This window comes from Pseudomonas sp. Y24-6 (genome assembly GCF_020295325.1).
Taxonomy (GTDB): Bacteria; Pseudomonadota; Gammaproteobacteria; order Pseudomonadales; family Pseudomonadaceae; genus Aquipseudomonas; species Aquipseudomonas gregormendelii.
Genome location: NZ_JACBXG010000002.1, coordinates 54565 through 76666, shown reverse-complemented (window position 1 = coordinate 76666; position 22102 = coordinate 54565). Strand labels below are relative to the sequence as shown.

The following is a 22102-nucleotide window of genomic DNA, read 5'->3' as shown; positions in this document are numbered from 1 at the left end:
CACGCCTATCAGGCCTTGATGCTTGATCAGGTTGTATGGGTTCGCGACGGGAATTCGGCATTTATTGGCAGAGTTCTGCTTTTTCGCCGATTTTGCCGCATCAGTCCTGTGTTAAATCGTTTTCCTGAGGTGTCCCGTACACCTCTACAAAATGTTGCGCGTGAACAAGCTCGATCTATTGCAGTCTGTTCAGCATTGAATATTTATTTGCCGAGGCGCCTGTGGGCGCGTCGCTACCGTGAGATAGCCGTCCTCCATGTTTGGTTCCAACGACGACAAGAAGACCCCAGCTGCGGCTGGCGAGAAGAAAGGCCTGTTCGGATGGCTGCGCAAAAAGCCGCAGGAAACCGTCGTCGAACAGCCACAGCCACTTAATGAGCCGGTACTGGATGAGGAGCCGGCGCCGATTGTCCTGCCGATCGCCGAGCCGGTGCTGCAGCCGATCGTCGAGCCTGAACCTGAAGTCGTGGCTGAGCAACCCTCGACTCCGGTTCCGGTCGCCGAACCCTGGTTAAAATTGCCCGTCGCGGAAGAACCGGTGGCGTTGGTCGAGGATGAACTGGCACCGCACCTGCCGCCGCCAATCCCGGCACCGACGGTTGTCGCGCCGGAGCCCGCTCAGGCACTGTTTGTGGAGCCGCCTGTCGCCCCGGTGGTATTGGCTGAGCCTGAGGCTGTTGCAGTGGTGCCAGTGCCAGCACCAGCACCAGCACCCGCTCCGGCACCAGCGCCAGTGGTCGAGACGTCGGTTGCCATCATCGAGCCTGTTGCAGAGCCTGTGCGAACCGAAGAATCCAAGGCGGGTTTCTTCGCGCGGCTCAAGCAAGGCTTGTCCAAGACCAGCGCCAGCATTGGCGAGGGCATGGCCAGCCTGTTCCTGGGCAAGAAGTTCATCGATGACGAATTGCTCGAAGACATCGAAACCCGCCTGCTGACAGCCGATGTTGGCGTCGAAGCCACTTCGGTGATCATCCAGCGCCTGACCCAGAAGGTCGCGCGCAAGGAGTTGGCCGATGCGGCTGCGCTGTATAAATCGCTGCAGGCGGAGTTGGCCGCCATGCTCAAGCCGGTTGAGCAGCCACTGAAAATCACCTCACAGAACAAGCCATTCGTCATTCTGGTCGTTGGCGTCAACGGTGCCGGCAAGACCACCACGATTGGCAAGCTGGCCAAAAAGCTGCAGCTCGAAGGCAAGAAAGTCATGCTGGCCGCCGGTGACACCTTCCGTGCCGCTGCGGTCGAGCAGTTGCAGGTCTGGGGCGAGCGCAACAAGATCCCGGTGATCGCCCAACACACTGGCGCCGACTCGGCATCGGTTATCTTTGACGCCGTGCAGGCCGCGAAGGCTCGGGGCATCGATGTATTGATAGCCGATACGGCCGGGCGCCTGCATACCAAAGACAACCTGATGGAAGAACTGAAGAAGGTTCGCCGGGTGATCAGCAAGCTCGATGCGGACGCGCCGCACGAAGTGTTGCTGGTGCTTGACGCGGGGACCGGCCAGAACGCCATCAACCAGGCCAAGCAATTCAACCAGACCGTTGAATTGACCGGGCTGGCGCTGACCAAGCTCGATGGCACGGCCAAGGGCGGGGTGATTTTCGCCCTGGCCAAGCAGTTCGGCTTGCCTATTCGCTACATTGGTGTCGGCGAAGGCATCGATGACTTGCGTACTTTTGAAGCAGAACCCTTTGTCCAGGCACTGTTTGCCGAGCGGGAGCGTTCATGATTCGTTTCGAACAGGTCGGTAAACGCTATCCGAACGGTCACGTCGGCTTGCACGAGCTGAGCTTTCGGGTCCGTCGGGGCGAGTTCCTGTTTGTAACCGGGCATTCCGGCGCCGGTAAAAGTACATTGCTGCGGCTGTTGTTGGCCATGGAGCGCCCGACTACCGGCAAGTTGCTGCTGGCCGGGCAGGACCTGGCCACCATCAGCAATGCGCAGATCCCCTTTTTGCGGCGTCAGATCGGGGTAGTGTTCCAGAATCACCAGCTGCTGTTCGATCGTACGGTGTTCAATAACATTGCCTTGCCGCTGCAGATACTCGGCTTGTCGAAGGCCGAGATCGTCAAGCGCGTCGACTCCGCCCTTGAGCGTGTGGCGCTTTCCGACAAGACCGACCTGTACCCGGGGGACCTCTCTACTGGTCAACAACAGCGCGTCGGCATAGCCCGGGCCATCGTCCATCGCCCGGCCTTGCTGCTGGCGGATGAACCCACCGGTAACCTCGACCCGCGCCTGGCGGCAGAGATCATGGGGGTATTTGAAGACATCAATCGCCTCGGCACCAGCGTGCTGATCGCCAGTCACGACCTGGCATTGATCGCCCGCATGCGTCACCGCATGCTGACCCTGCAGCGCGGTCGATTGATCGGTGACGGGGAGGCCGGCGTATGAGTGCGACTCGTAGTCCCAAGGTTTCCGAGCGCGTGGCCCCGAAGGCCGCCGATCCGCAACCGCAGAAGAAAAAACGCGACGACGATGACGGCCCCGATTTTGCCACGTTGTTCCATGCCTGGATCGAAAGCCATCGCGCCAGCCTGATGGACAGCCTGCGTCGTTTGGGCAAGCAGCCTATTGGCAGCTTTTTCACCTGCATGGTGATGGCGGTCGCGCTGAGCCTGCCCATGGGGCTGTCACTTCTGCTAGGTAACGTCGAGCGTCTAGGTGGTTCCTGGCAGCGTGCGGCGCAGATTTCCCTGTACCTGCAACTCGACGCCAGCGCTGAGCAGGGGGAGGCATTGCGTGAGCAGATAAAAGCTATCCCCGGCGTCGCCGATGCTCAATACGTAGGCCGCGACCAGGCGCTCGAAGAGTTTCAGCAGCAGTCAGGCCTGGGCGACGCGCTCAAGGAGCTGCCCGAAAACCCGCTGCCTGGCGTGGTACTGGTCACCCCGAATGAGGTCGACAAGCCCGCTCTTGAAGCATTGAGACAAAAACTTTCCGAGTTGCCAAAGGTGCAGCAGGCGCAACTTGATCTGGTCTGGGTCGAGCGTTTGGCCGCGATCCTGAAACTGGGCGACCGTTTTGTCTTCGGTCTGACCGTGCTGCTGGTTTCTGCATTACTTTTGGTGATAGGCAATACCATTCGTCTTCATATTGAAAACCGCCGCACAGAGATAGAAGTGATTAAACTCGTGGGCGGCACTGACAGTTATGTACGCAGGCCCTTTCTGTACATGGGCGCGCTGTATGGCTTCGGTGCAGGGATTTTTTCGTGGGGATTGTTGGCGTTTGGCCTGGACTGGCTGAACGATGCGGTGGTCGGCCTGGCCGGTTTGTATGGCAGTGATTTCGCCTTGGCCGGAGTACCGGTTGCCGATGGTCTGTCACTCTTGCTTGGCGCGGTGCTGTTGGGGTATATCGGTGCATGGATTGCAGTCGCACGCCACCTGCGGGAGCTTGCGCCGAAGTAATATCATTTTGCTCGTATTGACCTTTCAGCGTTTATGGGAACTTATTCTTCAGTTTCCGGTCAATTTTCGCAGTGCTGAACTGCACGAGTTATGTAAGACGGAGGTTTTTTCGTATGACCAATTCTTTGCAACCTGCATATGCTCTGGTCCCGGGTGCGAACCTGGAGGCCTATGTGCACACGGTGAACAGCATTCCATTGCTGACGCCGGAGCAGGAGCGTGAACTGGCCGAGAGTCTCTATTATGAGCAGGATTTGGGGGCGGCTCGGCAGATGGTGCTCGCCCACCTGCGTTTTGTCGTACACATTGCTCGTAGCTATTCCGGCTACGGTCTGGCTCAGGCTGACCTGATCCAGGAAGGCAACGTCGGCCTGATGAAGGCCGTGAAGCGCTTCAACCCGGAAATGGGTGTGCGTCTGGTTTCGTTTGCCGTGCACTGGATCAAGGCGGAGATTCACGAGTTCATCCTGCGCAACTGGCGCATCGTGAAGGTCGCGACCACCAAGGCCCAGCGCAAGCTGTTCTTCAACCTGCGTGGCCAGAAGAAACGTCTGGCATGGTTGAATAACGAGGAAGTTCACCGCGTGGCGGAAAGCCTCGGCGTTGAGCCGCGTGAAGTGCGCGAGATGGAAAGTCGCCTGACCGGCCATGACATGGCCTTCGACCCGGCTGCCGAAGCAGACGACGATAGTGCTTTCCAGTCGCCAGCCAACTATCTGGAAGACCACCGGTACGACCCGGCACGTCAACTGGAGGACGCTGACTGGAGTGACAACTCCAACCACAACCTGCATGAGGCGCTGGAAGTGCTGGACGACCGCAGTCGTGACATTCTTTATCAGCGCTGGTTGGCTGAAGAGAAAGCCACGCTGCATGACCTGGCGCAGAAGTACAACGTGTCGGCCGAGCGTATTCGTCAGCTTGAGAAGAGCGCGATGAACAAGCTCAAGTTGTCTATCGCGGCGTAACTCTGGCGAACGCCATGAAAAACGCCCCGATCAGCGATGATCGGGGCGTTTTTGTTCATAAGATCAAAAGATCGCAGCCTTCGGCAGCTCCTACAGATAAATGTGTACACCTGTAGCTGGCGAAGGCTGCGATCTTTTGCTTTGGGCGTTCATTGCGCCCAAGGCGGCCGACGCGAGCCGTTCAGGCCCAGCAGATAGCTGTCGCCACCCAGCTGGCCCATCTGTTGTCGAACCCATCCTGCGCGTCGCGCAACATAGCTGGTGGGATGGCTCGCGCTCCAGACTCGCGGGTTTGGCAGGACTGCCGCCAGCAGGCTGGATTGCTGACGACTGAGCCCTTTTGCGCTAACACCAAAGTGGTGCCGCGCTGCCGCCTCTGCGCCAAACACGCCCTCATCCCACTCCACACTGTTGAGGTAAACCTCAAGAATCCGCTGCTTGGGCCAGAGCACTTCTATCAACCCGGTAAACCACGCTTCCAGGCCTTTGCGCAGCCAGCTGCGGCCGGACCACAAGAACAGGTTCTTCGACACCTGCTGGCTCAAGGTGCTGGCGCCCCGAATCGAACCGCCGAGCTCGTTGTGAGCCAGGGCTTTTTGAATCGCGCCAAAATCGAATCCCCAGTGCTCCGGGAATTTCTGGTCTTCACCGGCAATCACTGCAAGCTTGAGGTCGTCGGAGATCTCATCCCAGGGTTTCCAGGTGCGTTGCAGGTCAATGGGCTCGCCGTCGAACCATGACTCGATCTTGCGCTCGACCATCAAGGCCGTTCCCGGGGGCGGCACCACGCGAAATATCAGCACCAGCAATACGCTGCCGCCCGCGAACCAGAGCACGGCCTTGGTGAATCTTCGTACAATTAAACGCAGCATAGAGATGGCTTGGCCGAACCCGTTGAGCGGGCCATTATACAGACCCTGTTGATCGAGTCTGACTGGAGTTCTCATGCTGCGTGGCTTTCTGATGCTGGCCGCTTTTTTCGGCTTTACCGGAGTTGCCCTGGGCGCATTCGCTGCCCATGGCCTGAAGAGTCGCCTGACGCCTGAATACCTTGCGATATTCCACACCGGCGTCACTTATCAATTGGTGCATACCCTGGCATTGCTGGGCGTGGCGCTGCTGGCGACACAAATGCCGGGACGCCTGGTCACGTGGGCAGGTGCTTCGTTTGCGATCGGCATCCTGCTGTTTTCCGGCAGCTTGTATGTGTTAACCATGACGGGCATCAGCAAACTTGGGATCATCACCCCGTTTGGCGGGCTGGCGTTTCTGGTGGGCTGGTTTTGCCTGGGTCTTGCCGCCTGGCGCCTGGCCTGAGGTAACCAAACCTCCTACCGGGGGATTGCGTTTCAAGACGAATGGCTTGGGTCGATCTGGTTGATCGGGCTAGAATGCCAGCCCCTTAAAATGATGGTGGCCTGCGGCATGCGCATTCAGTTGAACGGCGAATCCCTTGAACTGCCCGACGGTGAAACCGTTGCGGCCCTGCTGACCCGTCTGGAACTTACCGGACGCCGGGTAGCGGTCGAGCTCAATCTGGACATCGTCCCGCGCAGCCAGCATGCCGAAACCACCTTGAACGACGGTGATTCAGTCGAAGTTGTGCACGCCATCGGCGGCGGCTAGTCGCCCGGCCCGCAAGGGCACAGAATTCTGCAAGAACCTCACCCCAACAGAGGATTTCCCATGAGCATCGTTCGTAGCGACAAGCCCTTCGTCCTGGCCGGTCGTACCTACCAGTCGCGTTTGCTGGTAGGCACAGGCAAGTACCGTGACATGGAAGAAACCCGCCTGGCCATCGAAGCCTCGGGTGCCGAGATCGTGACCTTCGCCGTGCGCCGTACCAACCTTGGCCAGAACCCGGGCGAACCGAACCTGCTCGAAGTCCTGTCGCCGGATCGCTACACCTTCCTGCCGAACACGGCAGGCTGCTTCGATGCCGCCGAGGCCGTGCGCACCTGTAGGCTGGCCCGGGAGCTGCTGGGCGGCCACAACCTGGTGAAGCTCGAAGTGCTGGCGGACCAGAAAACCCTGTTTCCCAACGTGATTGAAACCCTGAAGGCTGCCGAAGTGCTGGTCAAGGAAGGTTTTGATGTGATGGTCTACACCAGCGATGACCCGATCATTGCCCGTCAGCTGGCGGAAATCGGTGTGATCGCGGTGATGCCGCTGGCCGGTCTGATCGGCACGGGACTGGGGATCTGCAACCCTTACAACCTGCAGATCATCCTCGAAGAAGCCAAGATTCCCGTACTGGTGGATGCCGGTGTGGGTACCGCTTCCGACGCTACGATTGCCATGGAACTGGGCTGCGAGGCGGTGCTGATGAACTCGGCTATCGCCCATGCCCAGCAGCCGGTCATGATGGCCGAAGCCATGAAACATGCGATCGTCGCGGGCCGTCTGGCCTACCTCGCCGGTCGCATGCCGAAAAAACTCTATGCCAGCGCCTCCTCGCCGCTGGATGGTCTGATCAAGTAAGAGCCATTGATGACTGAATCAAAAGAAACGCCTATCCAGCCGGAAGAAGGCGAAGAGCGCCAACACCGTCGTATCAAGAGTTTTGTGATGCGCGCCGGGCGCATGACCGAAGGCCAGCAGAAAGGCCTGGAGCAGGGCACGCCACTGTTCGTGCTGCCGCTCGCCGATGCGCCGGTGGACTTCGATCAAGTGTTTGGCCGCTCTGCGCCGCGCTCCCTGGAAATCGGTTTCGGCATGGGCCATTCCTTGCTGGAAATGGCTGCGGCTTCGCCGGAGCAGGATTTCATTGGCGTTGAGGTGCACCGTCCGGGTGTTGGTGCGCTGCTCAATGGCGTGCTGACCCAGGGCCTGACCAACCTTCGAGTCTACGATTGCGATGCGATCGAAGTGCTCAACCGCTGCGTGGCGGATAACAGCCTTGATCGCCTGATGCTGTTTTTCCCGGATCCATGGCACAAGAGTCGTCACCACAAGCGTCGTATCGTTCAGGCGTCGTTCGCTGAGCTGGTGCGTAGCAAGTTGAAGGTCGGCGGCGTGCTGCACATGGCCACGGACTGGGAGCCGTACGCCGAGTACATGCTGGAAGTGATGAACGTCGCGCCGGGTTATCGCAACCTGGCCGAGGACGGTAAGTGCGTACCGCGCCCGGCGGAGCGGCCGATCACCAAGTTCGAACGCCGTGGTGAACGTCTTGGGCATGGCGTGTGGGATCTGAAGTTCGAAAAGCAGTCCTGAACCGTAATGCAAAATCCTGTGGGAGCGGGCTTGCCCGCGATGACGCCATAACATTCAACAACTGTGTTGACTGTCAGACCGCTATCGCGGGCAAGCCCGCTCCCACAGTTTTTGTGGCGTGTTCAGAATCAGCGGCGGTCAGCCACTACACCAATCAACACCAGCACCACGACCAGCACCGGCGCCAGGCTGTAGTTGTTGAACTGGCTCAGGCCCTTGACGATCCACGGCGTCGCATAAATCAGTGCGGCACCGCTGCCGACCATGCACAGCAAGGCCATCATTGGGACGCGCAAGGCGCCCGCGACGCTGCCCAGGCGTTGCTCGACCCAACCTTTGAAATCTGCACCAAACAAGACCAACAGGCACCCCACCAGGGCCAGGGCGATTTCCGAGAGGTTGCTGCGGCTCCAGCGAGACACCGTGGCGAGGAGGTCGAGTACCAAATCCATTCGTTTTCCCTTAGGGCTGAAATCAGCTCAGAAAATTCTGCAGCAAGTCATTGAGAAACAGCTGGCCGCGTTCGGTGGCCGCCAGGCGTGACGGTTCGACCTGCAACAGGCCACTTTGTTCTGCCTCCAGCCGACCTTGCGCGAAGCTTTCCAGCGGCAGGCCGGTACGCTCAGGATAGAGTCGCGAATCCACGCCTTGCGTCAGGCGCAGGGCGTTCATCAGGAATTCGAATGGCAGCTCTTCGTTGGTCAGCGCTTTCTCGCCGGCCTGGAAATTTTTTGCCGGGTTGAGGTAATCCTTGGGCAGCCGGGTCTTCCAGGTGCGCACGATGCGCCCGTCCGGATGGCTCAGCTTGCCATGGGCGCCGGCACCGATGCCGATGAAATCGCCGAAACTCCAGTAGTTGAGGTTATGCCGCGCTGGGCGGCCAGGCTGTGCATAGGCCGACACTTCATATTGCGCGTAGCCGTGCTCGGCCATCAGCGCCTGCCCGGCCTCCTGAATGTCCCACAAGGTGTCATCTTCAGGCAACGCAGGCGGCTGGTTCCAGAACACGGTGTTCGGTTCCAGGGTCAGTTGATACCAGGACAGGTGAGTCGGCTTAAGGGCGATAGCCTGGCGCAGGTCACTCAACGCATCGTCCAGGGACTGATCGGGCAAGCCGTGCATCAGGTCCAGGTTGAAGTTGTCGAACCCGGCCTGACGCGCCATGCCGGCAGCACGGAGGGCTTCGTCACCGTTATGAATGCGGCCCAGGGCCTTGAGTTTCTCTTCCTGGAAGCTCTGGATGCCGATCGACAGGCGATTGATGCCCAGCGCGCGGTAAGCCATGAACTTTTCCTGCTCGAAGGTCCCGGGATTGGCTTCCAGGGTGATTTCGATGTCTGCGGCGAACGTTATGCGCTGCTCGACGCCCTTGAGCAGTCGGCCCAGGGCCGCAGCGCTGAACAGGCTCGGCGTGCCACCGCCAAAGAAGATCGAACTCAGCTCGCGGCCATACACCGCGTGCAGATCCTGATCGAGATCGGCCAGCAAGGCATCGACGTATTCCTCTTCCGGAAGCACCGGGCTGGCCGTGTGGGAATTGAAGTCGCAATAAGGGCATTTGCGTACACACCACGGGATGTGGATGTACAGCGCCAGGGGCGGCAGTACGGCAAGCGCTGCCCGAGGCGGTTGTGCAGCGCCGCCGTAAATCAGCGGCGATGCGGAGGAGTCGTGGGTCATTTCAGGCCCAGACGCAGGCGCAGCAGTTCCATTGCACGGGCACGGTGGCTGATCAGGTTCTTGTCGCCAGGGCTCAGCTCTGCGCTGGAGCAGTCGCGTTCCGGCACCCAGAACAGCGGATCATAGCCAAAACCATGCTCGCCGCTGGCCTGGGTCAGGATGCGCCCTTGCCACAAGCCTTCGCAGAGTATCGGCAGCGGATCATCGGCGTGCCGCACCAGGGCCAGTACACAGACGAATTGCGCGCCGCGTTCGGTTTCAGGTACGTCTTTCAAGGCGTCGAGCAGCTTGGCGTTATTCGCCGCATCGCCTTGGCCATCAGCGTAACGGGCCGAATAGATGCCCGGTGCGCCACCGAGGAAATCCACTGCCAGGCCCGAATCATCGGCCAGCGCCGGCAGGCCAGAGATGCGCGCGGCGTTGCGGGCCTTGAGAATGGCATTCTCGACAAACGACAGGCCCGTTTCTTCAGGCTCGACATTGCTGAATTCGCCGATCGAGCGCAATTGCACCGAATCGCCGAGCATGGCCTGGAGTTCCTTGAGTTTGCCGGCATTGTGGCTGGCCAGTACGAGTTGGGTGAAGTTCATCATTGGCCGGGGAAAAGCTCTTGGTTGAAATTGATGGTGTTGATTTTATCGCCAGTCTGCACCTGAATATTAAAGGTGCGGGTCTCCTGCTGATCGACCGGGTATTGGGCGATATAGTAAATCGCACCCTGTTCGGTGATCTGGCGGAAGTTGAGCTTTACGCTCTGGCTGGTCAGGTCCTTGATGGTGCCGCTGACCTGGGCCATCAGCGGCTTGCCGTCCTTGAGCACGGAAATGTTGATCACGCCCTGGTTCTTGCTGCGGGTCAGTTCCGCGGCTTTGGCAATGTCCGGCGTCAGGAAGGTGGAATTGAAGGTGTTGTAATGCACCGTCACGTCACCGAATTTTTCCTGGCGTTCACCCTTGATGGCGTCGGCGGCCATGGCGGTCACGCTCAGGCAGGCAGTAAATAGAAACAGCGCTAGACGACCCATGTTGGTTCTCCTCGAAATGTCGTGTTTCACACCGCGATCTTGTGATCCTGCAGGCCGGGGCTGCTGACGCGGTAGATGCCGATTTCACCTAATAGATTAGGCCATAGCTTGCTGGCCCACCCGTGGCGATGCTGTTGATCGACAGCCAGCCGATCAATGACCTTGGCTTCACGTTCGCGACACAACTCTTCAAAGTCGCCGAAAGTGCAGAAGTGGATGTTCGGCGTGTTGTACCAGGTGTAGGGCAGGAAATCGGAAACGGGCATCCGCCCCTTGCTCGCGAGGTACCAGCGGCAACGCCAGTGGCCGAAGTTCGGGAAGGTGATGATGCACTGGCGACCGACCCGCAGCATCTCGTCGAGGATTCGGTCCGGGTAGTGCACCGCTTGCAACGCCTGGGTCATGACCACGATGTCGAAACTGTTGCTGGCGAAGTTGCCCAGGCCCTTGTCCAGGTCCTGCTCGATGACGTTGATGCCTTTGGCGACGCATTCGGCAATGTTGTCCGGGTCGTTTTCCAGCCCGTAGCCGGTCACCTGCTTGTTGTCGCGCAGCCAGGTCAGCAGTTCACCGTCGCCGCAACCCAGGTCGAGTACGCGGCTGCCGGCGGGGATCCATTCCTGGATGATTTCCAGATCGGCTCTCATGATGTCCTCAAAGCGAAATTCGGTTCATGTAGTTGCTGAACGCCTGCAGGTAACGCGGAATCGGAATCAGGAAGGCGTCGTGGCCTTGCGGAGCGTCGATCTCGAGGTAGCACACGTCTTTCTTGGCGGCCATCAGCGCATCCACCAGCTCCCGCGAGCGGGCAGGGGAGAAGCGCCAGTCGGTGGTGAACGACATCACGCAGAATTTGGCCTGGGCGTTGGCGAAGGTTTTCGCCAGGTCGTCGTCGAAATTCGCCGCGGGATCGAAGTAGTCCAGCGCCTTGGTCATCAACAGATAGGTGTTGGCGTCGAAGCGGCCGGAAAACTCCTCCCCCTGGTAACGCAAGTAGCTTTCGACCTGGAACTCGACGCTGTGGAAGTCGTAGTTGAGCTTTTCACTTTTTAGGCCGCGGCCGAATTTCTCGCCCATGGAGTCATCGGACAGATAAGTGATGTGCCCGACCATCCGTGCCAGCATCAAGCCGCGCTTGGGGATTACGCCTGCTTCCTGGAACGAGCCACCGTGGAATTCGGGGTCGGTCAGGATGGCCTGGCGCGCCACTTCGTTGAACGCGATGTTCTGTGCCGACAACTTGGGGGCTGAGGCGATTGCCAGGCAGTGCCGGATGCGATCGGGGTAGGTAATGCTCCATTGCATCGCCTGCATGCCGCCCAGGCTGCCGCCGATCACGGCGGCCCATTGGTTGATGCCGAGCACGTCCGCCAGGCGTGCCTGGCTGTGCACCCAATCCTCCACCGTGAGCACCGGGAAGTCGGCTCCAAATGGCTTGCCGGTCTCCGGGTTGATGCTGCTCGGGCCGGTGGAGCCATTGCAGCCGCCCAGGTTGTTCAGGCTGACGACAAAAAATTTAGTCGTATCAATGGGCTTGCCGGGGCCGATGCAACTGTCCCACCATCCGGGTTTGCGGTCGTCGGGGCTGTGGAAACCGGCGGCGTGGTGGTGGCCGGACAAGGCGTGGCAGATCAGCACGGCGTTACTCGCCGTGGCGTTCAGCGTGCCGTAGGTTTCGTAGATCAGGTCATAGGCTGGAAGCGAACGGCCACAGGCCAGGGCCAGCGGTTCACTGAAGTGCGCCACTTGCGGCGTCACCAGGCCAACAGAATCGGCGGGAAAGGCAGTTGGCATCGACCCTGCTCTCGTTGAAATGAGGCGTAAGTCTAAAGACCGGTGGGGTTAGCGGCAAGCAAAGGCCGGGGCTGTTTGTTACTTGTCATACCGAGGCGTGGCCATCGCGGGCAAGCCTTGCTCCCACAAGTCGGCACTTTACCTGTGGGAGCGGGCTTGCTCGCGAAGAACGATACTGCAGTGAGCCTGGGAGTTAGATGAGCAAGCGCAGGATCTGCGGCATCATCGTCATCTCGGCCAGATTGTTGATGACCAGCATGTCGATCAGCTTCAACACCATGAACGCGAGGATCGGCGAGATATCCAGGCCGCCGAGGTTTGGCAGGATCTTGCGGAACGGTGCAAGGGCCGGTTCGCAGATCTGGTTGACCAGCTCGGCGCCAGGGTTGTGGCTACCCGGTGCAACCCACGACAGGATCACACTGATGATCAGGGCAAAGAAGAAAATCTTCAGGAACAGCGCGGTCACGCCGATCAGCGACCAGATCAGCAGTTGCAGCGGGTTGCCGGTCGTGCCGTAGGTCAGCAGCAGTGTCAGCGCCATCAGTGCCAATTGCACCAGGATCGCCAGCACCAGGGACGACATGTCCAGGCCGAACATGCTCGGGATAATCCGGCGCAGGGGCTTGAGCAGCGGTTGGGTGGCTTTTACCGCGAATTGGCAGAGCGGGTTATAGAAGTTCGCCCGCACCAGTTGCAGCACGAAACGCAACAGTACGATCAGCAGATACAGACTGCCGAGGGTTTGCAGCACGTAGACCGCTGCAGTGTTCAATCCAATCATGTAAGGCTCCTTATTGACCCAATTGTTCGGCCATTTCGGCCGAGCGGTGCGCAGCGGCGCCGAGTGCTTTTTCTACCAGCGCTTCAAAGCCGCCAGCCTGGAACGACTTGATTGCAGCTTCGGTGGTACCTGCAGGGGAAGTCACGCGGCGACGCAATTCAGCCGCGTCGACGTCACTGGCAACCGCCATGTGTGCAGCGCCCAACGCCGTTTGCATGGTCAGTTGAGCGGCGATATCTGCTGGCAGGCCGAGTTTCACGCCGGCAGCGGTCATCGCTTCAATCAGCAGAAAGAAGTACGCCGGGCCGCTGCCGGACACCGCAGTGACCGCGTCCAGCTGCTGTTCTTCGTCAAGCCACAGGGCGATGCCGACGGCGGACAGCAACTCTTCGGCTTGCTGGCGTTGCTCGGCGCTGACTTCGGCCGTAGCGAACAACCCGCTCACACCTTGGCGCAGCAGCGCCGGGGTATTGGGCATGCAGCGCACGATAGGCTGTGCGCCGAGCCAGTTGTTCATGCTGGAGCAGGTAATGCCGGCAGCGATGGACACCACCAGTTGGTTCGGCTTCAGGTTTGGGCGAATCGCTTCGCACACGGCCTTCATCGCCTGGGGTTTGACCGCCAGGACGACCACGTCGGCGTCTTTGATGGCCTCGGCGTTGTCGGCAAATACAGCAATGCCGTGTTCAGCGGCGACCTTCGAGCGGGTTTCAGCGCCCGGATCGCTGGCGCGGATCTGCGCGGCTTCCAGACCTTTGGCGCGCAGGCCGCCGATCAGGCTGGCGGCCATGTTGCCGGCACCGATAAAGGCAATACGAGTCTTGCTCATGTCAGGTCCTTACAAAGAGAGCCATCAAGGCTGCATTGGTTGAGAGCCGCGGGCGCCAAACAGGGCCGTACCGATACGGACCCAGGTGGCGCCCATGGCGATGGCCGACTCGAGGTCGTGGCTCATGCCCATGGAAAGTGTGTCGAGCGGCAGGTTCAAACTGGCTTGCAGTTGCTGTACGGCAGCAAAGGCGGCGTCCTGGGCGGCGCGATCTTCAGTTGGCTCGGGAATCGCCATCAGCCCGCGCAAGCGGATGCGCGGCAATTGGCTGATGGCTTGCGCCAGCGCCGGCAGATCTTCAGGGGTACAGCCGGATTTGCTGGCTTCACCGCTGACGTTGACCTGGATGCAGATATTCAGTGGAGGCAAATCGGCCGGACGTTGTTCGGACAGGCGTTGTGCGATTTTCAAGCGATCCACGGAATGCACCCAGGCGAAGTGCTCGGCGATAGCGCGAGTCTTGTTCGATTGAATGGGGCCGATGAAGTGCCAGATCAAGGGCAGGTCGGCCAATTCGAGCTGTTTGCCCAGGGCTTCCTGCAGATAGTTCTCGCCGAAGTCGCAGATACCGGCGGCATGTGCTTCGCGCAACGCTTCGGCGGGCTTGGTCTTGCTCACGGCGAGCAACTGCACGCTGTGCTCGTCGCGGTGAGCGGCCCGGGCCGCAGCATGGATGCGCGAACTAACCTGTGCGATGTTGTCTGCTATCGTGGACATTCAAGAGGCGCCAGCGGTTCTGAGGTTGGCGGCATTCTACTGGAATTGAGGAGCGCTATGGATATCACTGAGCTGCTGGCCTTCAGCGCCAAACAGGGCGCGTCCGACCTGCACTTGTCCGCCGGCCTGCCACCGATGATTCGCGTCGATGGCGATGTACGCCGCATCAACTTGCCTGCCCTGGATCACAAACAGGTGCAGGAGCTTATCTACGCGATCATGAACGACACCCAGCGGGTGGATTTCGAGAAGCACCTGGAGACCGACTTTTCCTTTGATGTGCCCGGCGTGGCGCGCTTTCGCGTCAATGTCTTCAACCAGAACCGTGGCGCTGGTGCAGTGTTTCGCACCATTCCCTCGAAAGTCCTGAGCATGGATGACCTGGGCATGGGGGAGGTGTTTCGCAAAATCACCGAGGCTCCGCGCGGCCTGGTGCTGGTGACCGGGCCCACCGGCTCCGGCAAGTCGACCACCCTCGCGGCCATGATCGATTACCTGAACAACCATCGTCATCACCATATCCTCACCATTGAGGACCCTATCGAATTCGTCCACGAATCACGAAAATGCCTGATCAATCAGCGCGAAGTTCACCGTGATACCCGCAGCTTCGCCACGGCCCTGCGCTCGGCCCTGCGCGAGGACCCGGACGTGATTCTGGTGGGTGAAATGCGCGACCTGGAGACTATTCGGCTGGCCTTGACGGCGGCGGAAACCGGGCATCTGGTGTTTGGCACGCTGCACACCACGTCGGCGGCGAAAACCATCGACCGGGTGGTGGACGTGTTTCCGGGAGACGAGAAGTCGATGGTGCGTTCGATGCTCTCCGAGTCCCTGCTGGCCGTGGTATCGCAGGCGCTGATCAAGAAAGTCGGTGGCGGCCGGGTTGCCGCGCACGAGATCATGATAGGAACGTCGGCGATCCGTAACCTGATCCGCGAGGACAAGGTGGCGCAGATGTATTCGTCGATTCAGACCGGCGCGTCGTTGGGGATGCAGACGCTGGATATGTGCTTGAAGGATCTGGTCAACAAAGGGCTGATCAGTCGCGAGCATGCGCGGGAGAAGGCGCGGTTGCCGGATAACTTCTGAGGGAGATCGGTGGCGCTATCAAGTATGCCATCGCGAGCAGGCTCGCTCCCGCAGGGAAATGCATTCCAAAGTGGGAGCGAGCCTGCTCGCGATAGGGCCGTAATGTCCGGCGAAGATGTCGTGCTTTCAGATCAGCGCTGAACAACCCGCAACGCGCTCTGTTCTTTCGGCAGTACGCGCTTGGCCACTACGTAGTGTTTTTCCCAATACGGTTTTTTCAGCGTATCGATACTCACCGACTTGCCACGACGCGGTGCGTGGATGAAGCGGTCGTTGCCCAGGTAAATGGCGACGTGATTGACCCGACGGCTCTTGATGTTGAAGAAAATCAGGTCGCCAGGCTTCAGATCCTTGCGATCGACTTTCTCGCCATGACCACTGGCCATGGCGTTCGACGTGCGGGGCAGGTCGAATGTCGCGTCGTTGAACGCGTATTTTACCAGCCCGCTGCAGTCAAACCCTTTACTTGGGCTGCTACCGCCCCAACGATAAGGAGTACCGAGCACATTCACCGCACGGCTGAGCACGTTGCTGCTTTCCTTGCTCGCCATTGGCGGGACCAGGCTGCTTTTACTGGTCAGGGTTGGAGCGGTTTTTTTGCTTTTGCTCGAAGGAGCAGAAGCATGGGATTTCGGGGTGTAACCATTAACGTTAGGAAGACGTTGCTCACGATTGGTGGCGTGGGCGGCCAGTGGCATCAAAAGGCAAATGGTTAGCCATGTCTTGAAAAATGGACGCATTAGGCAGGGCTCATATTGGTTAGCGCGCAACTTTATAACAGCTTTTTTGTCCATTCCGGGTCCGTTGGTCGATTCGCAAAAGTCTCAAGGGAACCAAATTGGCGACAGATGTACGCGAGTCGTCAGGCAAATGCCTTATGCGACAAGACTTTAGAGAACGGCAGGATAACATTTGCCATTTGTCGGCCACGCGTAAAAAAGTCACAAAGAATTAAAGAATATTTATCTATCGTGTGAATCGAGGTCATTCATGAATACCTATCAACACCCTGTTCCGCATCAGGACACCCATAGCAAGCTCATTGGCTACCTGCTGTGGATCCTCGGATTTACCGGTGCTCACCGCTTTTATTACGGCAAGCCGGTGACCGGGACGATCTGGTTCTTCACCTTCGGTTTGCTGGGTATCGGTTGGCTGATCGACCTGTTCCTGATCCCGGCCATGGATCGCGAGGCAGACCTGCGCTTCACCGCTGGGCCGATCGAATACAACGTCGCGTGGATTCTGCTGACCTTCCTGGGCGTGTTCGGTGTACACCGCATGTACCAGGGGAAATGGATCAGCGGGTTGCTGTACCTGGTGACGGGCGGGTTGTTCTTCCTGGGGGTGCTGTATGACTTCTGGACGTTGAATGACCAGGTTTCCGTGCGTAACGCGCAGAGCCGTTAAGCAAGATCAAAAGATCGCAGGCTTCGCCAGCTCCTACACTGGGATATGCGTTTCCCTGTAGGAGCTGCCGCAGGCTGCGATCTTTTTTTTCAGGCCTGGTGGCTGATCCGTCCATCCACCAGGGTGTACCGCACCACACTCGGCAGGCTGTGGCCAATGAACGGGCAGTTCTCGCCTTTGGACAGCCAGTTTTCACCGGCTACGGTCGAGGCCGCCGGATCGAACAACACGATATCCGCCGCACCCCCTACCACCAGCTTGCCTGCCGGCAGGCGCAACGCCTCGGCGGGGCCCGCGCTCAGTCGCGCCAGCAGTGTCGGCAGGTCGAGCAACCCATCCTCCACTAACGTCATGGCCAGCGGCAGCAGCAGTTCGACGCTGCTGATGCCCGGTTCGGTCGCGCCGAACGGCGCCAGTTTGGCATCGCGCTCGTGGGGCTGGTGGTGGCTGGAGATGGCTGACACCACGCCAGACTTCACCGCCTCGCGCAGGCCGTCGCGGTCAGCACGGGTGCGCAGCGGCGGCTGGACGTGATAGAGGCTGCTGAAGTCGATCAGCGCTTCATCCGTCAGGATCAACTGATACAGGGCCACATCGGCGGTCACCGGCAGACCACGGGCCTGGGCCTGGGCGATCAGGGCTACGCCGCGGGCGCTGGTGAGCTGGCTGAAGTGCGCGCGTACGCCGCTTTGCTCGACCAGTAACAGATCCCGGGCCAGGGCCACGGTTTCGGCGGTTTCCGGAATGCCTGGCAAGCCGAGGAAGCTCGCGGTCGGGCCTTCGTGGGCCAGGCCGCCTTCAGCCAGGTCATGATCCTGGGAGTTGAAGATAACTGTCAGGTCGAACGTTGCCGCATATTCCAGTGCCCGGCACAGGGTGCGGGTGTTGCGGAAACTCTCCAGACCGTTGCCGAAGGCCACGCAACCGGCATCACGCAATGCCACCAGTTCTGCAAGCTGTTCGCCGTCCAGGCCTTTGCTCAGGGCGCCGATCGGGAAGACTTTGGTGTTGCCGGCCTCACGGGCGCGGTCGAGGATCAGTTCGGCGACGGCCGAGGTGTCCAGGACCGGTTTGGTTTTCGGTGGGCAGCACAGGCTGGTGACGCCGCCGGCAGCCGCGGCGCGGGTTTCGCTGATGATCGAGCCTTTGCGGCTGTAGCCGGGCTCGCGCAGGGCAACGTTCAGGTCGACCAGCCCTGGAGCGGCCACCAGGCCCTGGGCGTCGATGGTGTCGACTGCGACGAAACCGGCAGGTGCGGCGCCGAGGGCGACGATCTTGCAGGCTTCAATGTGGATATCGGTGACTTGATCCAGCCCGCTGACGGGATCGATGACGCGTGCGCCGAGAATGCTGAGTTTCACTGGGCGTTCTCCTGCTCGAATTGGCGCTGGGCGGTTTGCCCGCTCATGGCCATGGACAAAACGGCCATACGAATGGCAATCCCGTAGGTCACCTGGTTGAGGATGACCGAGTGCGGACCATCGGCCACTGCAGACTCGATTTCCACCCCGCGATTGATCGGGCCCGGGTGCATGACAATGCAATCGGGCTTGGCGCCGGCGAGGCGTGCGGTCGTCAGGCCGAACAGGCGGTAGAACTCGCCCTCGCTCGGCAGCAGGCCGCCAGTCATGCGCTCTCGCTGCAGGCGCAGCATGATCACCACGTCGACGTCTTTGAGGCCTTCGGTCATGTCGGTGTAGACCTTGACGCCGTATTGCTCGATGCCGATCGGCAGCAGGGTCTTCGGCGCAATCACGCGGATGTCCGGGCAGCCGAGGGTCTTGAGCGCCAGCATGTTCGAGCGCGCGACCCGCGAGTGAAGGATGTCGCCGACAATGGCCACCGAGAGGTTTTCGAAACCACCCTTGTGCCGACGGATCGTCAGCATGTCGAGCATGCCCTGGGTCGGGTGCGCATGCCGGCCGTCGCCGCCGTTGATGATCGCCACCTGCGGGCAGACGTGCTCGGCAATGAAATGCGCCGCGCCGGAGTCACCGTGGCGCACGACGAACATGTCGGCGGCCATGGCTTCGAGGTTGCGCAGGGTGTCGAGCAGCGTTTCGCCCTTGCTCGCCGAGGAAGTCGACACGTTCAGGGTGATGACATCCGCCGACAGGCGCTGGGCCGCCAGTTCGAAGGTGGTGCGGGTACGGGTAGAGTTCTCGAAAAACACGTTGCACACGGTCTTGCCGCGCAGCAGCGGGACTTTTTTTACCGCCCGGGCGCCGACTTCCAGGAACGAGTCGGCAGTGTCGAGGATTTCCGTCAGCAACTCGCGGCGCAAACCGTCGAGCGAGAGGAAGTGGCGCAGCTGGCCCTGATCATTGAGCTGCAGCGGGCGCTTGGTGTCTAGAGGCGTCATCGCGAGGGGGACTCTCAATAGGGCGGATTAAAGGGCGAAATCTTGCAGTTCCAGCACGAGCGGCGATGGCCCGGACAGTTTCACCCGTTCATGGGCGGCCAGCGACAGGGTTGCGCCAACCACGTTCGGGCGGATCGGCAGCTCACCGGCGTCGAGATCCAGCAGGCAGACCAGCGTCACGCTGGCAGGGCGGCCGTAGTCGAACAGCTCATTGAGCGCGGCGCGAATGGTGCGGCCACTCATCAGCACGTCGTCGATCAGCACCAGGTGCTGGCCTTCGATCTCGAACGGCAGGGCAGAAGGGCGTACCTGCGGGTGCAAACCGTTCTGGCTGAAGTCGTCGCGATAGAAGGAGACGTCCAGGGTGCCGAGTGGCGAGTCGCTGCCCAGTTCATCGAGCAAGGCCTGGGCGACCCAGACGCCGCCAGTGCGAATGCCGATGTAGCGTGGCTCGCTGATGCCGCGATGTTCCAGGTGCGCCTTGAGACGGGTCGCCATCTGGCTGATCAGTTCGGCGGGATTGGGCAGGCTCATGGTTGCTCCTTCTTGGGCCCGGGCCAGATTCTGCTTGAGCAATGGCCCGGGTTGCAGCTTAGAGAGTCGCGTGGCGGCTCTTCAGGATAGGGTGTGATCAGGATTCGAACAGTGCGGTATTTTCGTCAAGCCAGCCTTGCAGCAGCAGGGCGGCGGCGATGGCGTCCACCGGGTTGTCGCGGTAGCTGCCCTTTTGTCCGCCCCTATCCCGCCGCTCGCCCTTGGCCTCAAAAGTGGTCAGGCGTTCATCGTGGGTATAGAAGGGCAGGTTGTAGCGGCCATTGAGGCGGCGGGCGAATTTCTCCGCGCGCAGGCACATGTCGCTGGGCGTTCCGTCCATGTTCAGGGGCAGGCCGACCACGACAGCGTCGGGTTTCCATTCCTTGATCAGGGCTTCGACCTGGTTCCAGTCGGGTATGCCGTTCTGCGCCTTCAGGGTGCACAGCTCGCGAGCCTGGCCGGTAATCACCTGGCCGACCGCCACGCCGATCTGTTTGGTGCCGTAGTCGAAGCCGAGAATCAACCGCAGAGCCATCAGGCGTGCCCCGCCTGGCTGGTCAGCAGGCTGAGGTTGATCCCCAGGTGCCGGGCCGCCGCTTCCAGGCGCAGTTCGCTGCTGGTATTGAACAGGATGTCGGCGCTGTACGGGCAGGTCAGCCAGGCGTTGTCAGCCAGTTCCGACTCCAGTTGCCCGGCTTCCCAGCCGGCGTAACCGAGGGTGATCACGCTTTTCCCGGGACCGACCCCGTCGGCAATCGCGAACAGCACGTCCTGGGACGTGGACAGCGACAGGTCGCCTTCCAGATCAACGGTCGCCTGGTAAGTCTGGCCTGAGGGGTGCAGGACAAAACCGCGATCGGTCTGCACCGGGCCGCCCATGAATATCGGTACGTGCTGGCACAGCGCTGGTGGTTCGATATCCGGGCGCAATTGCTCGAGTATATCGGCCAGATTCAGGTCTTGTGGACGGTTGACCACCAGCCCCATGGCACCATTGGCCGTGTGCTCGACGATGTAGGTCAAGGTGTGGGCAAAGTTCGGGTCGGCCATGTGCGGCATGGCGATCAGGAAATGATGCTTGAGGTAACTGGGGCTGACGTTTTTCATGAGCGCTAGTGTGGCGTTGGAGGGACAAACTGACAAGCTGGGGATGCACAGGAAATACCGCAAATCTCGACAACCACTGCCCCTGTAGGAGCGAGCTTGCTCGAGAAACCCGAGAGCGCCGTGGGGTGTCTATTTTTCAGCGTTATCGTTGACGACCATCGCGAGCGAGCTCGCTCCTACAGGATGGGGGGTCAGTTGCTGGAAAGTCTGTCGCCGCGGGCAAACTTCCAGGTGCGGATGATTTCCAGGCGGTCGATGTCCGACAGGTCCCCGGTAAACGGCGCAAACGGCGCCGCGAGCCGCACGATGCGCTGGGCGGCCTGGTCCAGCAGCGGCTGGCCGGAGGATTCCAGTACCAGCACTTCATACAGCGAGCCGTCGCGGTTGATCGAGACCATGAGGCGCAAATTGCCATAGATCTGCTTGCGTCGCGCTTCGTCCGGGTAATTGAGGTTACCGATGCGCTCGACTTTCTTACGCCATTCATCCTTGTACCAGGCACCCTTGTCGCGCATGGTGGAGGCGGCACTCAGGCGATGGATACGCGGGCGCTTGGCGTACAACTGCTGTTCGTTGGCCAGTTCGGCTTCGAGGCTGGCGATGTCGCTGGACAGCTGCTCACTGTCGAACGTCGGCGCGGCCACCTTGGGTTTGGCATCGACCTTGGGCGCTTCGGTTTTTGCCGGTGCTTTCTTCGGTTTCGGCGCAACCGTGGTCACTGCGGCCTTGGGCGGCGCTTCCTGGACTTCAGGTTTGGCCGCAGGCGGCGGCGTGACTTTCTTGACCTTGTTGTCCTGGAAGGGCGCGACCTCGGTGGTCTTGGGGATCGCCTTTTTATCCAGGGTGCCACTGCCCTGCTGGTTTTCCTGGGCGAGGAAATCGGCTTTCTCGGGCTTTTTTTCACTTTTGAAAGTGGCGAGGGTGATTTCCAGGGTTTTGCTGATCTGCTTGGGCTCGACCATGGTGAAGCCGACGCCCAGCAGCAACGCCAGATGAATCAATGCTGCGAGAAACAGGGTAAATCCGAGGCGATCGGCCGGGCGCACACCGCGGTGGGCGAGTTCGGCGGGCAGATCGGACGGAAGTGTCATGGTAAAAAAACCAACATCGCGTTTTTAAGGGCTCGGCATGATAACGCAATGTTGGTTTTTAGCTTCAAGCTTGAAGTT

27 protein-coding genes are annotated in these 22102 nt (G+C 60.2%); 10 read left to right on the top strand and 17 right to left on the bottom strand.

Going from position 1 to position 22102, the window contains the following annotated elements:
- The first annotated feature begins 256 nt into the window (after positions 1-256).
- From ftsY to rpoH, 4 genes are all read left to right on the top strand, one after another.
- The gene (ftsY, locus tag HYI44_RS04035; RefSeq protein ID WP_225568837.1) at positions 257-1729 is read left to right on the top strand and encodes a signal recognition particle-docking protein FtsY; all 1473 of its coding nucleotides are present in this window, start codon (positions 257-259) and stop codon (positions 1727-1729) included.
- Entirely contained in the window at positions 1726-2397 is a 672-nt protein-coding gene (gene ftsE / locus HYI44_RS04030) for a cell division ATP-binding protein FtsE (RefSeq protein ID WP_045059812.1), read from the top strand. Before ftsY ends, ftsE begins: the two co-directional genes overlap by 4 nt.
- A complete protein-coding gene (gene ftsX, locus HYI44_RS04025; RefSeq protein WP_225568836.1) occupies positions 2394-3416 on the top strand; it encodes a permease-like cell division protein FtsX in 1023 nt (340 codons plus the stop codon). Before ftsE ends, ftsX begins: the two co-directional genes overlap by 4 nt.
- Positions 3417-3529: 113 nt before the next feature.
- Positions 3530-4384, top strand: a complete 855-nt coding sequence (rpoH, locus tag HYI44_RS04020) for an RNA polymerase sigma factor RpoH (protein ID WP_045059814.1) — start codon at positions 3530-3532, stop codon at positions 4382-4384.
- A 149-nt stretch (positions 4385-4533) separates the two neighbouring features.
- On the opposite strand, the gene mtgA is transcribed toward rpoH, so the two are convergent.
- Complete coding sequence (mtgA, locus tag HYI44_RS04015; RefSeq protein ID WP_225568835.1) at positions 4534-5256, bottom strand: monofunctional biosynthetic peptidoglycan transglycosylase; 723 nt, start codon at positions 5254-5256, stop codon at positions 4534-4536.
- A 73-nt stretch (positions 5257-5329) separates the two neighbouring features.
- Here mtgA and HYI44_RS04010 point away from each other — a divergent pair, with 73 nt between their 5' ends.
- The 4 genes from HYI44_RS04010 (at position 5330) to trmB (ending at position 7600) form a co-directional block, all read left to right on the top strand.
- Positions 5330-5701: a DUF423 domain-containing protein gene (locus HYI44_RS04010; protein WP_122841136.1), complete on the top strand. Its 372-nt coding sequence runs from the start codon at positions 5330-5332 to the stop codon at positions 5699-5701.
- 108 nt (positions 5702-5809) lie between these two features.
- The gene (gene thiS / locus HYI44_RS04005; RefSeq protein WP_007897898.1) at positions 5810-6010 is read left to right on the top strand and encodes a sulfur carrier protein ThiS; all 201 of its coding nucleotides are present in this window, start codon (positions 5810-5812) and stop codon (positions 6008-6010) included.
- A gap of 60 nt (positions 6011-6070) precedes the next feature.
- Positions 6071-6865: a thiazole synthase gene (locus HYI44_RS04000; RefSeq protein ID WP_122841137.1), complete on the top strand. Its 795-nt coding sequence runs from the start codon at positions 6071-6073 to the stop codon at positions 6863-6865.
- A 9-nt stretch (positions 6866-6874) separates the two neighbouring features.
- Positions 6875-7600 carry a tRNA (guanosine(46)-N7)-methyltransferase TrmB gene (gene trmB / locus HYI44_RS03995; RefSeq protein WP_045059818.1) on the top strand — a complete coding sequence of 242 codons (726 nt, stop codon included), beginning with the start codon at positions 6875-6877 and terminating at the stop codon, positions 7598-7600.
- Positions 7601-7728: 128 nt separating this feature from the next.
- Here trmB and HYI44_RS03990 read toward each other — a convergent pair whose 3' ends face one another.
- The 9 genes from HYI44_RS03990 to HYI44_RS03950 all read right to left on the bottom strand — a co-directional run bounded on the left by HYI44_RS03990 (position 7729) and on the right by HYI44_RS03950 (position 14428).
- Positions 7729-8052: a DUF3392 domain-containing protein gene (locus tag HYI44_RS03990; protein WP_122841138.1), complete on the bottom strand. Its 324-nt coding sequence runs from the start codon at positions 8050-8052 to the stop codon at positions 7729-7731.
- 22 nt (positions 8053-8074) lie between these two features.
- Positions 8075-9280 (bottom strand): radical SAM family heme chaperone HemW, encoded by a 1206-nt coding sequence (hemW, locus tag HYI44_RS03985; RefSeq protein WP_122841139.1) that lies wholly within the window; start codon positions 9278-9280, stop codon positions 8075-8077.
- The gene (rdgB, locus tag HYI44_RS03980) at positions 9277-9873 is read right to left on the bottom strand and encodes an RdgB/HAM1 family non-canonical purine NTP pyrophosphatase (protein WP_122841140.1); all 597 of its coding nucleotides are present in this window, start codon (positions 9871-9873) and stop codon (positions 9277-9279) included. Before rdgB ends, hemW begins: the two co-directional genes overlap by 4 nt.
- Complete coding sequence (locus HYI44_RS03975; protein ID WP_045059821.1) at positions 9870-10304, bottom strand: DUF4426 domain-containing protein; 435 nt, start codon at positions 10302-10304, stop codon at positions 9870-9872. The genes rdgB and HYI44_RS03975 overlap by 4 nt, the downstream gene beginning before the upstream one ends.
- Before the next feature lie 26 nt (positions 10305-10330).
- Positions 10331-10951, bottom strand: coding sequence for a methionine biosynthesis protein MetW (gene metW, locus HYI44_RS03970; RefSeq protein WP_045059822.1), 621 nt, complete (start codon positions 10949-10951; stop codon positions 10331-10333).
- A gap of 7 nt (positions 10952-10958) precedes the next feature.
- Positions 10959-12098, bottom strand: a complete 1140-nt coding sequence (gene metX / locus HYI44_RS03965) for a homoserine O-succinyltransferase MetX (RefSeq protein WP_045059823.1) — start codon at positions 12096-12098, stop codon at positions 10959-10961.
- Positions 12099-12291: 193 nt separating this feature from the next.
- Positions 12292-12882 (bottom strand): YggT family protein, encoded by a 591-nt coding sequence (locus HYI44_RS03960; protein ID WP_045059824.1) that lies wholly within the window; start codon positions 12880-12882, stop codon positions 12292-12294.
- Positions 12883-12892: 10 nt separating this feature from the next.
- Entirely contained in the window at positions 12893-13711 is an 819-nt protein-coding gene (proC, locus tag HYI44_RS03955; RefSeq protein WP_122841141.1) for a pyrroline-5-carboxylate reductase, read from the bottom strand.
- 24 nt (positions 13712-13735) lie between these two features.
- Positions 13736-14428 (bottom strand): YggS family pyridoxal phosphate-dependent enzyme, encoded by a 693-nt coding sequence (locus HYI44_RS03950; RefSeq protein WP_122841142.1) that lies wholly within the window; start codon positions 14426-14428, stop codon positions 13736-13738.
- A 57-nt stretch (positions 14429-14485) separates the two neighbouring features.
- Here HYI44_RS03950 and HYI44_RS03945 point away from each other — a divergent pair, with 57 nt between their 5' ends.
- Positions 14486-15520 carry a type IV pilus twitching motility protein PilT gene (locus HYI44_RS03945; RefSeq protein ID WP_122841143.1) on the top strand — a complete coding sequence of 345 codons (1035 nt, stop codon included), beginning with the start codon at positions 14486-14488 and terminating at the stop codon, positions 15518-15520.
- Between the two features lie 131 nt (positions 15521-15651).
- Here HYI44_RS03945 and HYI44_RS03940 read toward each other — a convergent pair whose 3' ends face one another.
- Positions 15652-16260 (bottom strand): C40 family peptidase, encoded by a 609-nt coding sequence (locus HYI44_RS03940; protein WP_122841144.1) that lies wholly within the window; start codon positions 16258-16260, stop codon positions 15652-15654.
- A 250-nt stretch (positions 16261-16510) separates the two neighbouring features.
- Here HYI44_RS03940 and HYI44_RS03935 point away from each other — a divergent pair, with 250 nt between their 5' ends.
- Positions 16511-16930 carry an NINE protein gene (locus HYI44_RS03935; protein ID WP_122841145.1) on the top strand — a complete coding sequence of 140 codons (420 nt, stop codon included), beginning with the start codon at positions 16511-16513 and terminating at the stop codon, positions 16928-16930.
- An 89-nt stretch (positions 16931-17019) separates the two neighbouring features.
- On the opposite strand, the gene HYI44_RS03930 is transcribed toward HYI44_RS03935, so the two are convergent.
- The 6 genes from HYI44_RS03930 to HYI44_RS03905 all read right to left on the bottom strand — a co-directional run bounded on the left by HYI44_RS03930 (position 17020) and on the right by HYI44_RS03905 (position 22024).
- On the bottom strand, positions 17020-18291 hold the full coding sequence (locus HYI44_RS03930) for a dihydroorotase (protein WP_122841146.1): 1272 nt from the start codon (positions 18289-18291) through the stop codon (positions 17020-17022).
- On the bottom strand, positions 18288-19292 hold the full coding sequence (locus tag HYI44_RS03925; RefSeq protein ID WP_007913665.1) for an aspartate carbamoyltransferase catalytic subunit: 1005 nt from the start codon (positions 19290-19292) through the stop codon (positions 18288-18290). Before HYI44_RS03925 ends, HYI44_RS03930 begins: the two co-directional genes overlap by 4 nt.
- 27 nt (positions 19293-19319) lie before the next feature.
- Positions 19320-19826 (bottom strand): bifunctional pyr operon transcriptional regulator/uracil phosphoribosyltransferase PyrR, encoded by a 507-nt coding sequence (gene pyrR / locus HYI44_RS03920; RefSeq protein WP_122841147.1) that lies wholly within the window; start codon positions 19824-19826, stop codon positions 19320-19322.
- A gap of 97 nt (positions 19827-19923) precedes the next feature.
- The gene (gene ruvX / locus HYI44_RS03915; protein ID WP_005792259.1) at positions 19924-20361 is read right to left on the bottom strand and encodes a Holliday junction resolvase RuvX; all 438 of its coding nucleotides are present in this window, start codon (positions 20359-20361) and stop codon (positions 19924-19926) included.
- Complete coding sequence (locus tag HYI44_RS03910) at positions 20361-20933, bottom strand: YqgE/AlgH family protein (protein ID WP_122841148.1); 573 nt, start codon at positions 20931-20933, stop codon at positions 20361-20363. Before HYI44_RS03910 ends, ruvX begins: the two co-directional genes overlap by 1 nt.
- A gap of 191 nt (positions 20934-21124) precedes the next feature.
- Positions 21125-22024, bottom strand: coding sequence for an energy transducer TonB (locus HYI44_RS03905; RefSeq protein ID WP_122841149.1), 900 nt, complete (start codon positions 22022-22024; stop codon positions 21125-21127).
- Positions 22025-22102 lie beyond the last annotated feature (78 nt).